The sequence below is a fragment of the Nitratireductor sp. GZWM139 genome (assembly GCF_030068685.1).
GTDB classification, from domain to species: domain Bacteria; phylum Pseudomonadota; class Alphaproteobacteria; order Rhizobiales; family Rhizobiaceae; genus Nitratireductor; species Nitratireductor aquimarinus.
Window position 1 is genome coordinate 141,573 of record NZ_JAMQML010000006.1, and the last position, 14,131, is coordinate 155,703.

The following is a 14,131-nucleotide window of genomic DNA, read 5'->3' on the forward strand; positions in this document are numbered from 1 at the left end:
ATGACCGACTACACCGGCCCGCTGGCCGAATTCGACCGTGCGCTTTCACTCGCCACGACCCCGGATGCACCCTTCGATGCGCTGCTGGAGCTGACGCGTGCCGTGGTCGGCACGAAGCTGTTCACCTTCATGACGGCAGACATGAAGACGGAAACGGCAAGCCGTTCCTACACCTCGCATCCGGAAGAATATCCGGTGTCCGGCACCAAGCCGATCCACTATGACCGGTGGTTCGAGACCGTGCACAAGAAGCGCGAATGCTTCGTCGCCAACACGCTGGCCGACATCGACACCGTGTTCCCCGACGCCACGCTGATCGGTGAACTCGGCTGCGGTTCGGTCATCAACCTGCCGGTGGTGCTGGGCGATACGCTGGTTGGCACCGTCAACATCCTCGATGTCGAGCATCACTACACGCCCGAGCGCGTGGCGCTTGCGAAGGCCTGGCTCTCGGTGCCGGCAAAGGCTGCGTATCTCGCCAGCCGCCAGTTGCAGGGCTGACACTGTTTCCGCCCTCATGGTCAGCCTGTCGGACCATGAGGGCGGAATTTCTTTACGACACCGTGCGGTGTGAAACGGGCATCAGATCCTGGATCGCCCGGAACCGGTCAAAGTCCTTGCGCTCACTTGCCGACCACGCCGTCTCGGCCATGGCGGAGATGCGCGGATAGACCAGATGTGCGAAGAGGCCGGGCGTCGCCAGGTTCTCCGACCAGAGGCACGTCTGCACACCGGCGAGCTGATCTTTCAGTGCATCCGGCCAGTCGCCGCCCGGCTCATAGTCATAGGCGTCGCGCAGCGTCACGGTTCCGGCCCAGCTTGCGCCGGGTTCCCACCATTCCGTCGAACGGGCAATGTCGAGATAGTAATGCTCGGCAGGGGCCAGCACGACCTGATAGCCCTGTTCGGCCAGAGCGCGACCGCTCTTCGATTCCTTCCATGCGACAAGCAGCGCGCCGTCCACATCGAGACCGCCGCCAAGCGCACCCTCTTCCCATACGGCGATGTCGCGACCGCGTTCGCGCAGCATCTCCTGCACGCGTTTCAGGAAATAGGACTGCAGCGAGAAGGTCTCGACCTTGCCGAACAGTTTTTCGCCCAGTGCGCGGGCGAGCGGGGATTCAAGCCACGCGCCCTCGGCCACTTCGTCTGCGCCGGCGTGGATGTAGCGTGCCGGGAAGATGTCCACCAGCGTGTCGAACACATCGCCGAGGAAGGTCCAGGTGGCGTCGACCGCGGGGTTGAGCGCGTTGTTCGGGAAATACTGCACCGAGCGATAGTAGATGCGGTTCTCACCCGGATCGCAGAGCTGGGGCAGCGCGCGCAGCACGCAGTAGCAATGGCCGGGAATGTCGATCTCGGGAATGATCTCGATGCCGAGCCCCGCGCCATGGGCGACCAGCGCGCGCATGTCGTCGCCGGTGTAGAAACCGCCGGAACGCTCTGCCGGCGTGCCCAGAAGCGGCGGCAGGATTTCGTTGCCGCCGCGAAACGCGGTGCGCTCTGTCAGCGCGGGCCAGCCCGGAATTTCAAGACGCCACGCCTCGTCATCGTTCAGGTGGATGTGGAAGTGGTTCAGCTTGTTCCAGGCGAGGCAGTCGAGGAAGTCGTTCAGATCCTGCATCGGATAAAACTGGCGGGCGACATCGAGATGCGCGCCGCGCCAGCCGAAACGCGGCCTGTCGCTGATCGCGCCGCTGGCCGGCAGGGTGAACTCGTCCGGGCGCTGGCGCGCGCCGCGCAGCATCTGTCCCAGCGTGATGAGGCCGTGGCGGAAGCCGTTTTCATCACCGGCGCTGAGCGCGATGTCTTCCGCGTTGAAAGTGATCGCATAAGCGCCATCGCCCAGATCGGGACCGGCCGTCGTCGTCACCACATGTCCGCCGTCGTGGCCGAACAGCGCCTCCTCACCGGCGAAGAGGCGGCCTGCGAGCGCGCTGACCACCGAGAACGCTTTCTGCGCATCCGGCGTGGCCCCGGCTGCGAGCACGAAGGGTGCAGCCGTGTCACGCCGGCCATCCACCCGTACGTCCAGCGGTGCGGGAATGACGGAGACGGGGGCCGCCCCTTCCGGCAGCGCGGTCGGCTCGAGTTTCTCCCAGTTCGGTTCGCCGGGAACGCCATTCAGCGTCATTGGTTCGACGTCCACGGGGCAGGTGGTTCCGTCTTTCAGAATGAGATGCGCGCTCTTGGGGCCATAGGTGTAGTGGCGCAGCACATGGCTCAGCCGGTCTGCCCGAATGACCCAGCTTTCGCCCGGCGCAAGCACTGCGCCGCTCGGCTGGAGGAACACGTGGTAGTTGGAAAGCTGGTCGGCAAGCGTCGCCCCCTCGATCTCGCAATCGGGATGAATGCGGAAGAGCGAGGTGGTGGCGAGCTGCGCGCCGCTGATGGGCGCGCCTTCGGTCATTTCGAGCTTCAGCTCGATCACGCGGCGCTCTGCGTCCCAATTGGTCAGCAGGCGGCAGGCATGGCTGTTCGGCATCGGTGTTCCTCCCGAAAAAGAATGCGTGGATTGATGGATTTCAGAGATCGGCGGCGGTGGGCTGGTCCTGCCGCTGCCGGGGTGAGTTGGCGATCCGCAGATGCTCACGCAGGCGCGCGAGATCGGCGGCGAGTTTCTGCGCTTCGGCCTGCCGGTCGGCAGCCTCCGCGCGGGCAAGGGTGAACTCGGCCGAGCGCACCACATCGCGCCAGCGCGGGTTGAGCGGCAGCGTTTCGATCAGCAGATATTTGTCGAGCGTGCGGGTCTGCAGCGATGTCTTGTCGAGGCTGACGCGCCAGATGCCGCTCTCCTCGGCAAATTCGATCCGCTCCTTGCCGGTCACGTCGCGCCACAGGTTGAGGCTGCCCGTCATCACCTGCACGATGAGGGCGCGATAGGCTTCATCCGATGCAGGGCCGGGCTCGGCCTGCGCTTCGCCGGCCATTACCGGCAGCGCGCTGTCGATGGCGCCGCGCACCGAAACGAGCAGGTTCTCGGCCTCCAGCGAGGCGTCGCTCAGAACGAGCGCCATGCCCGCGCCCGCCTCGGGCTCCAGCTCGAACGCGTTGATGGTGAATTCGCGTCCGCCCAGATGCAGCGTGGCGCTGCTTTCGCCATCCACCCGGCACTGGCTGTCGAGCAGCGCGGCCATGTCCGACGGCAGCAGGAGAGACAGGGGCGTGGCGCGGTCGAGCGGGCGACTGAAGATCGTCTCCGCAGCCCGGTTGGCATAGGTGATGATCGTCTTGTCGTTGACGCAGACAAGACCGGCTTCCAGCGCGTCGAGCAGGCGCGCCATGCGGCGCTGCGACAGGCGCAATGCGTCTTCGACCTGGATGCGGCGATCCACCTCGTCGCGCAGTTCCTGATTTTCCTCCGCACGGCTGCGGGCGCGCGAGGCGTCGATCAGGGTGGAGATGCGCGTCAGAAGCTCATCCTTGACGAAGGGCTTCACCACATAGTCGTTCGCACCCGCCTCGAAGCCGGCGATCATGTCGCGCGTGCGGCTGCGCGCCGTCACCATGATGATGGGCAGGTCGATCAGCGAGAACTGGCGGCGCAGCCTGCGCGCCACTTCGAGGCCCGAGAGATCGTCCATCATCACGTCGAGGATGAGAAGGTCGGGCTTGTGTTCCAGAACGGCCTCGATGCCGTCGCGGCCATTGTCGGCGCAGATGACGCGATAGCCCTGCGGCAGGAGCACGTTGCGCAGAACCTGTAAATTGATCGGCTCGTCATCCACCACCACGATGGTCTGCGCATTGGCGTCGCCGCGCTCGGAGACGGAGGTCTCGAAGGCATCGAGCGCATTGATGGTCTGGTGCAGGCCGCCGGGATATTTCCCGCGCGCCTGTTCTGCCGCATCGGCGCTGGCGGCGGGAAGCTGCAACACGAAGCGCGAGCCCTTGCCCGGTTCGCTGGTCGCGGTCAGCGTGCCGCCGAGCAGGGCTGCAAGATTGCGCGCGATGGCGAGGCCGAGGCCGGTCCCGCTCTTCTTCTGTGTGACGTCGCCGGATTCTGCCTGTTCGAGCGGCTGGAAGATGCGCTCCAGATTTTCGGGCGAGATGCCGCGTCCGGTGTCTTCCACGGCGACGGAGACGGTCGCGCTGTCGCCTTCGCCCTCGTGCCATGCGGTGACGTGGATGTGCCCGTCATCGACATATTTGATGGCGTTGCCGATGAGATTGTAGAGGATCTGCTCAAAGCGCACCGGGTCGGCGATTACCGGCGGCGTCACATCGGGAATGTCCACCCTGAGGCTCACCGGCTCGCCGGAAAGCAGCGGCTCGGAGAGAAGCAGAACCTGGCGCACGCTGGTGGCCACATCGACGCCCTGAATGTCGAGCCGCATGCGGCCCTGACGGATGCGGTAGAGGTCGAGCAAATCGTCCACGAGGCGCGACAGGCGGCGGGCCGAGAAGGTGATGAGCTGAAGCTGGTTGCGTTGTGTCGGTGCGATGTCGCCGGCCGCACCCGCAGCCAGTGTTTCGGAGATGCCGATAATGCCGTTGAGCGGTGTTCTCAGCTCATGCGAGGTGTTTGCGAGGAACTGGTCCTTCATGCGGTCGGCCTGTTCCAGCTCCGCATTCTTTTCGCCGATCTCGCGGATATGCACTTCTAGTTCGCGGTTCTTCTGGCTGATGAGCTGAAGCTGATCGCGCAGCGCATCGCGCATGCGGGCGACGGAATGGGAGAGCCTCGCGAATTCCGTCGGCTTGTCGAATTTCGGCAGGCTCATGTCCAGCGCGCCGTCGGCCACGGCCTCTGCCGCATCGGTGACGGATTTCAGGGGGCGGGTCTGCGAGCGGGCGAGATAGTAGGACAGAAGCAGGATCAGCGGCAGCGCGAGTGCCGCCAGCGCCAGGATGAGGTTGCGCAGTCTGGTGCTCGCCGCGAAGGCCGATGCGGCGTCCGCATCGACGGCGAAAAGCCAGGTGGCGTCGGGCAGGAGAAGATGCGTCCATGCCGAAAGGACGGGTGCGCCGAGCAGTCCCGTTTCGAGCATCGTCACACCGCTTTTCGCTTCCATCTCCTCCGGCACGCTGGCGCTCACGCCGGTCTTGAGGGCAGGGGCCGAAGAGGCGATGACGGCGCCGCGCGACGAGATGAGGCTGAGCGTGCCGTTGACGCCTTCATGCCCACCCAGAAGGGCGGCAAGCTTGCTGGCGGGCAGGCGCAGAATGGCCGCGCCGCTGGCGCGTTGATAAAGGCTCACGCGAACGGCGAAATAGGCGGCGAATTCGCCGGTGCGCGGATCGCGCGCAAAATCGTAAAACACGATGTGCCGGTCGTCGGGCGCGGAGCGCAGCTCCATCAGCGCCCTGGAAAGCGTTGAATCGCCTTTGGTCAGGAGGCTGCCCAGATAATCGTCCTTGAAAACGGAATAGACGACCCGCCCGCGCGCATTGACGAGATAGACATTGTCGAACTCGGAGCTTTCAACAAAGGTCAGATATTCTTCGTGAAACTGGCTGTGCGCATTGGCGTAGGCGAGGGCTTCGCGCAGGAGCCGGTCATGGCTGGGCGCTTCGGCCCGCGCCGGCTCGTTCGGCCCGACCTCGAACAGGCTGCGCAGCTCTTCCGCCGCCTGCTCCTCATCGGGCGCCATCTGGCTCATGGCGTAGCTGAAACCGTAAAAATCGCCAATCGAGTAGCGCGCTATATTGGTCTGGGCGAGGCTTTCGGCCTGCCGCTTGGCGAAAGACACATATTGTGTCAGTTCACTGGTCTTGGCATCGCGCGCAAAGGCGATCTTCTCGAAGGTTTCGCGTGCAATGTTTGCGTTGACGAGGGAGTAGAAGGCGGCAGCGCTGATCGCCAGCGGCACGATCGATACCGCAAGCAAGACCAATAAGAGCCGCGCCTGGAAACCGGCCGGTAAAATCCTGCGCCAATTCATGTAATCCTCCCGAGACGGCAAAAAGCACGCCTTTCAATGAATACGCTAGCGAAAGCCGAAGGCTCCGCCAAGACCGCGAGCCACGCCCGAAGGCGAATGCAACGAAACTGACGAAATTTACGAAATAGACGGTGGCATTAGATTGGTCCTATCTACCAGAATGACTGGACTGTTCTTGCCGGCGCGTGTCGCGCCAGGGTGGAGCCTTTGGCGGAGCAGTAGAAGAGGGCGGACGGTCCGCCCGGACTCTTGAGGGAGGAAAGCATGAAACATTCGTTGACGGCCGGGCTGGTCCTTGCCGCCGGTATTCTGCAGATGCAAGCGGCCGCGGCTGAATCCGTTCTCACGGCCCTGCCGATCCAGCGCACGGCGTGGATTGAAAACTACAATCCCTTCAACCAGTCCTCGCGACTGCCTTCGGTCAACGACTTCATCTACGAGCCGCTGATCATCTTCAATACCCTGAAAGGCGGTGAGCCGAATTATCGGCTGGCGACGGGTTATGAATTCTCCGAAGATCTTAAGACGCTGACAGTCACCCTGCGGGACGGCGTGACCTGGTCCGATGGCGAGCCCTTCACGGCTGATGACGTGGTGTTCAGCCTCAATCTGGTGAAGGAGAACAAGCCGCTCGACATCTATGGTCATGGCAAGCTCGTCGATACGGTCGAGGCTGTGGACGACAAGACCGTCCGCTTCCAGTTGAGCGATGCCAATTCCGGCGCGATCTACTCCATCGTCCGTCTGGCGGTCGTGCCCGAGCATGTCTGGTCAAGCGTCGAGGACCCGGTGACCTTCACCAACCCGAACCCGGTCGGCACCGGTCCGCTGACGGAGATCCGCCGGTTCACGCCGCAGGAATACATCCAGTGCCGCAATGAAAAATACTGGGATGCGGAGACCCTCAAGGTCGACTGCATGCGCTTCCCGCAGATCGCCACAAACGATCAGGCGCTGGCGGCTGCCGCCCGTGGCGAACTGGACTGGATGGGCTCGTTCCTGCCAGACATCGAAAAGACCTTTGTCGGCAAGGATCCCGAGAACCACAAATACTGGTTCCCGGCCGGCTCGCTCGTCATGTTCAACGTGAACATGGAATCCAAGAACGAAGGCAACCGCGAAGCGTTCAGCGACGTGGATTTCCGTCGCGCCGTTTCCATGTCGCTTGACCGTGAAGCCATGGTCGACATTGCCGGCTACGGCTACCCGACCATCAACCAGTATCCGTCCGGTCTCGGCCAGGCCTACCACTCCTGGAACAACCCGGAAGTGGATGCCGAGTATGGCAAGTTCACCCGCTATGATGTCGAGGGCGCCAAGGCACTTCTGGCCGAGGCGGGCTACAAGGACACCGATGGCGACGGCAATCTGGAAACGCCGAGCGGCAAGAAGATCTCGTTCAACATCATCGTGCCGAATGGCTGGACCGACTGGATCAACACGGTGCAGCTGGCGGTGGAAGGTCTGACGGCGATCGGCATCGAGGCCCAGGTGGCCACGCCCGAGCATGCGGTCTGGTCGGAAAGCCTGATCAACGGCAATTACGACATGGCCATGAACGCCTACTTCACCGGTGTCACGCCGCATTACCAGTATGATCTGGGCCTGCATTCGCAGAACCAGGGCAAGACCCGCTTCGGCGCGACGCGTTACTACAACGAAGAACTCGACGGCCTGCTGGACTCCTTCTTCCAGACCGTTGATGCGGAGAAGCAGCGCGCGATCATGAACGACATCCAGATGGAAGTCGGTCGTGACATGCCGTTCATCGCCGTGTTCAACAACCCGCTCTGGTACCAGTACAACACCAAGCGCTTCACGGGCTTCTTCAGCGCCGAGAATCCACAGGCCAAGCCCGTCGTTCACGACGAGACGCCGGAGCGTCTCCTTCACCTGCTCTCCCTGCGTCCGGTCGAAGATTGATCCGATCCTCGATCTGACTGCATCCTCCCCCCTTCTCCCCGTTCGCGGGGAGAAGGGTTCCACGGAGGGGAAAACCGGGAGCTGACGCGGGGCCTTCGCCCCGCCTTCAGAAAAGACGCCGTGGCCTTCGGGCCGTCTGACGGCGCACAGAGCAGGGGGACACCATGCGCTTCATTCTGCGCCGGCTGGCGTTCTATCTCGTTGCCTTTCTGGTGGCGGCCACATTCAATTTCCTCATACCGCGGCTGATGCCGGGCAATCCGGCAGACGTCATGCTGGCCCAGGCCCAGGGCACCATTCCGCCCGAGGCGCGCGAGGCGCTGATGGAGACATTCGGCTTCATCAACGAACCCCTGTATCTGCAATATCTCAAATATCTGGGCTCGATCTTCACCTGGGATTTCGGCCTTTCCGTCAAATACTACCCGACGCCGGTGTTCGACCTGCTTGCCCGCGCGCTGCCGTGGACACTGTTCCTCACCGGAACGGCGACGCTTCTGGCCTATGCGCTCGGCACGCTGTTCGGCATTCGCGCCGCGTGGCGGCGTGGCAGCGGGTTCGACAGTTTCATGTCCCCGCTGGCGCTGGCGCTGCAGTCCATCCCGCCGGTGGTGATCGCGATCACGGCGATGTTCCTCTTCTCCGTCTCGCTCAACTGGCTGCCGGCCGGCTATGCATTCGACCCTTCGCTTGAGCCGTCGCTCAGCGGGCCGTTCCTGTCCTCTGTGTTCTTTCACGCGCTGATGCCGGTCCTGTCGCTCAGCATCGTTCTGGTGGGCGGTTACCTCATCACCATGCGCAACAACATGATCGGGCAACTCGGCGAGGATTACGTGCATCTGGCGGAGGCGAAGGGGCTTTCGGATGCCCGCGTGCGCTACAATTATGCGGCGCGCAACGCCTTCCTGCCGTCCATCACCGCCTTTGCGATCAGCCTTGGCTCGGTGTTTGGCGGCTCGCTCATCACCGAGGTGGTGTTCAACTATCCGGGACTTGGAAACCTGCTCTACATGGGGGTGATCGCCCGCGATTTCCCGCTCATTCAGGGCCAGCTTCTCATCATGACGCTCGCCATGCTGAGCGCAAACTTTGCCGTCGACATCGCCTATGTGGCGCTCGACCCGCGCTTGAGGAGGGCGTGATGCTCAATCTCCTGAAGGTCTTCGTGCGCAACCGCAAGGCAGCCTTTGGCGTCTTCATCGTCGTGTTCTACGTGGTGGTGGCGCTGGCCGCGCCGCTCATCACCGACCACGATCCCAACAAGCGCGTGAGCCGTCCGCATCAGCCGCCGAGCGCGGAATATGTGATGGGCACCACCCGCATGGGCCGCGATGTCTACACCCAGCTCGTGTGGGGTACGCGCACTTCGCTCATGGTCGGCATTCTGGCCGGGCTCATCGTCACGCTGATCGGCACCGTGGTGGGCCTGACCGCCGCCTATTATGGCGGCGCGACGGACGAGACGCTCAATTTCGCAACCAATGTGGTGCTGGTGCTGCCGCAATTGCCGCTGCTTCTGGTGCTGGCGGCGTTTCTCGGGCAAGTGGGGCCGCTCTCCATCGCCATCATCATCGGCCTGACATCATGGGCGTGGGGCGCGCGCGTGACACGCGCACAGGCCATGACGCTGAAGAACCGCGAGTTCATTCAGGCTTCCCAACTCATCGGCGAGCCGGTCTGGCGCATGATCTTGGTGGAAATGCTGCCGAACCTTCTGTCGATCATCGGTTTCAACTTCATCGGCAGCGTGATCTTCACCATCATCACCCAGGCCACGCTGGAGTTCCTCGGGCTCGGCGATCCGCTCTCCGTCTCGTGGGGCACGATGCTCTACAACGCCAAGAACGCCTCGGCGATTACCGTGGGCGCATGGTGGGAGATGGCCGCACCCTGCGTCGCCATCGTGATCATCGGCGTCGGCCTGTCGCTGCTCAATTTCGGCGTCGACGAGATTTCCAATCCGCGGCTGCGCACGCTGGGCGCCATCGGCAAGGCCATGAAGCTGCAGAAGAAGCTCGACCGCGCGCGTCTTGCGGAGAAGGGGGCATGAGCATGGAGACCGCAAAGCCACTTCTTTCGGTGCAGAATCTGTGCGTCGACTACCTGACGCCGAATGGCACGTTCCGCGCCGTGCGCAATGTCTCGCTCGACATCGGGCAGAACGAGATTCTCGGGCTTGCCGGCGAAAGCGGGTGTGGCAAGAGCACCATCGCCTTCTCGATCATGCGGCTCCACCGGCCGCCGGCCTTCATCAGCGATGGCAAGATCCTGTTCAAGGGTGAGGATGTTCTCGCCTTTTCACGCCGCCGGCTCGAGGCGTGGCGGTGGAGCGGGGCGTCCATGGTGTTCCAGAGCGCGATGAACTCGCTCAACCCGGTGCTGACGGTGTTCGAGCAGTTCCGCGACATGCTCGCCCGTCACGAGAAGATGGGGCGCGACGCGGCCCGCGTGAAGGCCGGCGAGATGCTGGCCATGGTGGGCATCCCCGAAGACCGGCTCGATTCATTCCCGCACCAGCTTTCCGGCGGCATGCGCCAGCGCGTGGTGCTCGCCATGGCGCTGACGCTCAAGCCGCGCCTCGTGGTCATGGATGAGCCCACCACCGCGCTCGATGTGGTGGTGCAGCGCGAGATCCTGCAGGAGATCGTGGCGCTGCGCAAAACGCTCGGCTTCTCGGTGCTTTTCATTACGCATGATCTGGCGTTGATGGCGCAGTTCGCCGACCGCATCGCGATCATGCTGGAAGGGCGCATCGTGGAGCAGGGCGAGGCGCGCAGCCTGGTGGCCGATCCGCAGCACGAATATACGCGCAAGCTCTGGGCAGCCATGCCGCGCATTGAGGGAGCAGCCGCATGAACGCCCCGCTTCTGTCGCTTGAAGGCGTCTCAAAGACCTTCCATGTGCGCCCGGTTCTGGGTGCGGTGCGCCGCGTGGATGCGCTGCGCAATGTCACCTTCTCCATCGAGCCCGGCAAGGCGCTGGCGCTGGTGGGCGAAAGCGGATCGGGCAAGAGCACCTGCGGGCGCGCCGTGATCCGCCATTTCGAGCCGAGCGCCGGCACGGTCCGGTTTCGCGGCGAGAACATTTTCGAGAACCGCACCCGCAGCGGCGACCGCGCCTATCTGCGCGCGGTGCAGATGGTGTTTCAGGACCCGTTCTCCTCGCTCAACCCCACCCACACGATCCGCCACCACCTCGAACGCCCGCTGCGGCTGCATGGTGGGACGGCGGATCTCGAAGCAAGGCTCAGGCAGACGCTGGCCGATGTGGAGCTTGATCCCGACACCACGCTGGAGAAGTTCCCGCACCAGCTTTCCGGTGGTCAGCGCCAGCGTGTCAGTTTTGCCCGTGCGCTTGCGGTGGGCGCGGAGCTGATCGTTGCCGACGAACCCACCTCCATGCTCGATGTGTCGATCCGCAAATCGGTGCTCGACCTGATGCGGCGGCTGAAGGAGGAGCGCAACATCGCCTTCCTCTACATCACGCACGATATCGCGACCGCTCACTACATCGCAGAGGAAACGGCGGTGATGTATGCCGGGCAGGTGATGGAGCGCGGCCCGTCCGATGCGGTCATCCGCAATCCGCGCCATCCCTATTCGCGCCTTCTCATTTCCGCCGTGCCCGATCCGGCGAAGCGTTTCGACGACGCCGATGGCGACGGGCTTGCCTTTACGCGGCAGGCGGAGGCCGTGCGGTCACGTGCGGCGCGTCCCATCTCCGGTTATCGTGAAGTTGCGCCAGACCATTTCGTTGCCTATTCGGATGCAGACCATGACTGATATGCTCGTGCCCCTCTACAAGCTCCCGCCGGCCAAACCCGTGGCCGAGGGCATTGTCATTCGTCGCGCCATCGGGCCGGAAATGCATGTCGTGTGCGATTTCGCCGAGAAGCATTTCAGCCGCAACTGGGCCAGCGAGTGCGCCGTGGCCATGGCGGCGCAGCCGGCCAATGTTCTGGTCGCGGTGGAAGACGGAAAGCTTCTGGGCTTTGCCTGTTACGACGCCACGGCGAAGGGCTTCTTCGGTCCGACCGGCGTTGACGAGGCCGCGCGCGGGCGCGGCGTCGGGGCGGCGCTGCTCATGGCCACGCTCCAGGCGATGCGCGATGCGGGCTATGTCTATGGCGTGATCGGCAGCGCCGGGCCGATCGAATTCTACAAGAGCCAGTGCGGCGCAATCGAGATTCCCGATTCCACCCCCGGCATCTATGGCGACATGCTGCGCTGAGCAGTTGGCGCTGCGGCATGAGGTCGTGGCCGGTCAATCTTGCCGATTTGATTGGTCCTGACCCTATGCCTCGCCCGAAAATGATTTATACGTGGCGCCGAAACGCATCCTTTGAACTGGTGGGTGAAAATGTCGAACCGCGTTGCCTGGCACGAACTGTCGAAACTGTCTGCTGAAGAGCGCAAGACGCTCCTCACACGAACGGAAGACGATCTCACCCATTTTCTGGAGAATGTCGCGCCCATCATCGAGGCGGTGCGCAAGGAAGGCGATGTGGCGCTGGCCCGCTTCGCGCGCATGTTCGACAAGGCCCAGGTCGAGCCGGACGCGATCGCTGCGACGGAAGAGGATTTCGACGCCGCCTTCAAGACGCTTGATCCGGAGATGATCGAGACGCTGGAATTCTGCGCCGACAACATTCGCCGTTTCCACGAGGCGCAGCGCCCGCAGGAAATGTGGATGAAGGAAATCCGCCCCGGCGTTCTGGTGGGCGAGCGCGCCACGCCCATTGACAGCGTTGCGCTCTATTCGCCGCGCGGCAAGGGCACCTTCCCCTCCATGACGCTCATGACGGCGATCCCGGCCGTGGTGGCCGGCGTGCCGATGCCCATCGTGCTCACCCCGCCCGGACCGGACGGCAAGGTGGATGCGGCGACGCTGGTTGCCGCGCGCATTGCCGGCGTGAAACACGTCTACAAGGCCGGTGGCGGTCAGGCCGTTGCCGCCGCCGCTTTCGGCACGGACACGGTGCCGCGCTGCGCCAAGTTCGAAGGCCCCGGCAGCCCGTGGATCGCCGCTGCCAAGCGGCTGCTTCAGGGGCAGATCGCCTCGCGGCTTCCCGCCGGCCCGACCGAGAGCATCGTGCTTGCCGATGAGAGCGCCGATCCCGAGATCGCGGCACTCGACCTGCTGGTCGAGGCCGAACACGGCAGCGACAGCTCCAACTTCTTCGTCACCTGGTCGCGCGAGGTTGCAGAAAAGGTGCGCGATGCACTGCCGAAATACTGGGCGGAGATGAGCGCCGAGCGCGTGCGCTATTCCTCCGATGTTCTGGGCGGCACAAGCGGTGGCATCGTTCTGGCGGACACGCCGGAAGAGGCGTTCGCCTTCGTCAACGATTACGCGCCGGAGCACCTTCAGATCCTGTCCAAGACGCCGTTCGAATATCTGTCGCACGTGCGCAATGCGTCGGAAATCCTGCTGGGCGAATATGCGGCGGGGTCCATGGCCAATTACGCGATGGGGCCGAACGCCGTTCTGCCGACGTCGGGCATGGCGCGGGCGCATTCGCCGCTCGGCGTGCACGACTTCATGAAGACCTCGTCCATCGGTCACGTGACCGCACAGGGCTATGCCGAGTTTGCGCCTCATACGCTGCGCTTTGCCCGTTATGAGGGCTTCGATGCGCATGGCAACGCCGTTACGCGGCTGCGCAACAACCACGTCGAAAAAGGCGAGTAGGCAAGTGCGGGAAGAATGACGGGCGCGCCGGGTTCCGGTGCGTCCTTCGCTCATCGCGCTTCCTTGCCTCGCGGCCAATGGGTGTCCCACATGCTGCCCCTGTCTTCGCTTGGAGAGCGCATAGCGATCCTCGGTCCGTCCAATGCGGGCAAGTCGACGCTGGCCGTCGCCCTTTCCGAAAAACTTGGCGTGCCGCCGGTTCATCTCGATCAGTTGCAGCACCTGCCAAACACCGACTGGCAGCCACGACCGGAGGCCGAGTTCGCGGCGCTGCACGATGCGGCCATTCTTGAAGATGGCTGGGTGATGGAAGGCAATTACTCGCGCCTGATGCCGCAGCGTCTGGCGCGGGCAACCGGCGTCATTCTGGTCACGTCCAGCCCGTGGCTGCGCATTGCGCGCTATTTCAGACGCACGCTCGCCAACCGGTCTGATCGCGCGGGACATCTGGAAGGCGCGCAGGACAGCGTGAAGTGGGCGATGATCCACTGGATCCTCGTGAAGACCCGCAACAGCGACGCCAAATATGCCGAGGTCGTGCGCGGCTCCGGTCTGCCCGCCGTCGAGTGCCACACGGCGGGTGCGCTCAATGCGCTTTACAAGGACTGGGATCTGCCGGCACCGCGCTAGGC

11 protein-coding genes are annotated in these 14,131 nt (G+C 63.7%); 9 read left to right on the plus strand and 2 right to left on the minus strand.

The window, feature by feature from the left end; genetic code table 11:
* Positions 1 to 501: a GAF domain-containing protein gene (locus NDI72_RS09360; RefSeq protein ID WP_113153894.1), complete on the plus strand. Its 501-nt coding sequence runs from the start codon at positions 1 to 3 to the stop codon at positions 499 to 501.
* Between the two features lie 52 nt (positions 502 to 553).
* On the opposite strand, the gene NDI72_RS09365 is transcribed toward NDI72_RS09360, so the two are convergent.
* Both NDI72_RS09365 and NDI72_RS09370 read right to left on the minus strand, forming a co-directional pair.
* The gene (locus NDI72_RS09365; RefSeq protein WP_283800313.1) at positions 554 to 2,485 is read right to left on the minus strand and encodes a beta-N-acetylhexosaminidase; all 1,932 of its coding nucleotides are present in this window, start codon (positions 2,483 to 2,485) and stop codon (positions 554 to 556) included.
* 40 nt (positions 2,486 to 2,525) lie between these two features.
* Positions 2,526 to 5,885: a hybrid sensor histidine kinase/response regulator gene (locus NDI72_RS09370; protein ID WP_283800314.1), complete on the minus strand. Its 3,360-nt coding sequence runs from the start codon at positions 5,883 to 5,885 to the stop codon at positions 2,526 to 2,528.
* A 264-nt stretch (positions 5,886 to 6,149) separates the two neighbouring features.
* Here NDI72_RS09370 and NDI72_RS09375 point away from each other — a divergent pair, with 264 nt between their 5' ends.
* The 8 genes from NDI72_RS09375 (at position 6,150) to NDI72_RS09410 (ending at position 14,129) form a co-directional block, all read left to right on the plus strand.
* Positions 6,150 to 7,808 carry an ABC transporter substrate-binding protein gene (locus NDI72_RS09375; protein WP_206553539.1) on the plus strand — a complete coding sequence of 553 codons (1,659 nt, stop codon included), beginning with the start codon at positions 6,150 to 6,152 and terminating at the stop codon, positions 7,806 to 7,808.
* Between the two features lie 164 nt (positions 7,809 to 7,972).
* On the plus strand, positions 7,973 to 8,950 hold the full coding sequence (locus NDI72_RS09380) for an ABC transporter permease (RefSeq protein ID WP_113153898.1): 978 nt from the start codon (positions 7,973 to 7,975) through the stop codon (positions 8,948 to 8,950).
* Positions 8,950 to 9,858: an ABC transporter permease gene (locus tag NDI72_RS09385; protein WP_283800315.1), complete on the plus strand. Its 909-nt coding sequence runs from the start codon at positions 8,950 to 8,952 to the stop codon at positions 9,856 to 9,858. Before NDI72_RS09380 ends, NDI72_RS09385 begins: the two co-directional genes overlap by 1 nt.
* A complete protein-coding gene (locus NDI72_RS09390; RefSeq protein ID WP_283800316.1) occupies positions 9,855 to 10,664 on the plus strand; it encodes an ABC transporter ATP-binding protein in 810 nt (269 codons plus the stop codon). The genes NDI72_RS09385 and NDI72_RS09390 overlap by 4 nt, the downstream gene beginning before the upstream one ends.
* Positions 10,661 to 11,590 (plus strand): ABC transporter ATP-binding protein, encoded by a 930-nt coding sequence (locus NDI72_RS09395; protein WP_113153901.1) that lies wholly within the window; start codon positions 10,661 to 10,663, stop codon positions 11,588 to 11,590. The genes NDI72_RS09390 and NDI72_RS09395 overlap by 4 nt, the downstream gene beginning before the upstream one ends.
* Entirely contained in the window at positions 11,583 to 12,038 is a 456-nt protein-coding gene (locus NDI72_RS09400) for a GNAT family N-acetyltransferase (RefSeq protein WP_204360862.1), read from the plus strand. Before NDI72_RS09395 ends, NDI72_RS09400 begins: the two co-directional genes overlap by 8 nt.
* 129 nt (positions 12,039 to 12,167) lie before the next feature.
* Positions 12,168 to 13,499: a histidinol dehydrogenase gene (hisD, locus tag NDI72_RS09405; protein WP_113156135.1), complete on the plus strand. Its 1,332-nt coding sequence runs from the start codon at positions 12,168 to 12,170 to the stop codon at positions 13,497 to 13,499.
* Positions 13,500 to 13,589: 90 nt separating this feature from the next.
* Complete coding sequence (locus NDI72_RS09410) at positions 13,590 to 14,129, plus strand: P-loop NTPase family protein (protein WP_283800317.1); 540 nt, start codon at positions 13,590 to 13,592, stop codon at positions 14,127 to 14,129.
* The last annotated feature ends 2 nt before the right edge of the window (positions 14,130 to 14,131 follow it).

Excerpts from the sequence above, each read along its gene's own strand:
- NDI72_RS09390 (WP_283800316.1), top strand. The coding sequence starts at position 9,855 with ATGAGCATGGAGACCGCAAAGCCACTTCTTTCGGTGCAGAATCTGTGC.
- NDI72_RS09365 (WP_283800313.1), bottom strand. The coding sequence starts at position 2,485 with ATGCCGAACAGCCATGCCTGCCGCCTGCTGACCAATTGGGACGCAGAG.
- NDI72_RS09370 (WP_283800314.1), bottom strand. The coding sequence starts at position 5,885 with ATGAATTGGCGCAGGATTTTACCGGCCGGTTTCCAGGCGCGGCTCTTA.
- NDI72_RS09400 (WP_204360862.1), top strand. The coding sequence starts at position 11,583 with ATGACTGATATGCTCGTGCCCCTCTACAAGCTCCCGCCGGCCAAACCC.
- NDI72_RS09395 (WP_113153901.1), top strand. The coding sequence starts at position 10,661 with ATGAACGCCCCGCTTCTGTCGCTTGAAGGCGTCTCAAAGACCTTCCAT.
- NDI72_RS09360 (WP_113153894.1), top strand. The coding sequence starts at position 1 with ATGACCGACTACACCGGCCCGCTGGCCGAATTCGACCGTGCGCTTTCA.
- hisD (WP_113156135.1), top strand. The coding sequence starts at position 12,168 with ATGTCGAACCGCGTTGCCTGGCACGAACTGTCGAAACTGTCTGCTGAA.
- NDI72_RS09375 (WP_206553539.1), top strand. The coding sequence starts at position 6,150 with ATGAAACATTCGTTGACGGCCGGGCTGGTCCTTGCCGCCGGTATTCTG.
- NDI72_RS09380 (WP_113153898.1), top strand. The coding sequence starts at position 7,973 with ATGCGCTTCATTCTGCGCCGGCTGGCGTTCTATCTCGTTGCCTTTCTG.
- NDI72_RS09385 (WP_283800315.1), top strand. The coding sequence starts at position 8,950 with ATGCTCAATCTCCTGAAGGTCTTCGTGCGCAACCGCAAGGCAGCCTTT.
- NDI72_RS09410 (WP_283800317.1), top strand. The coding sequence starts at position 13,590 with ATGCTGCCCCTGTCTTCGCTTGGAGAGCGCATAGCGATCCTCGGTCCG.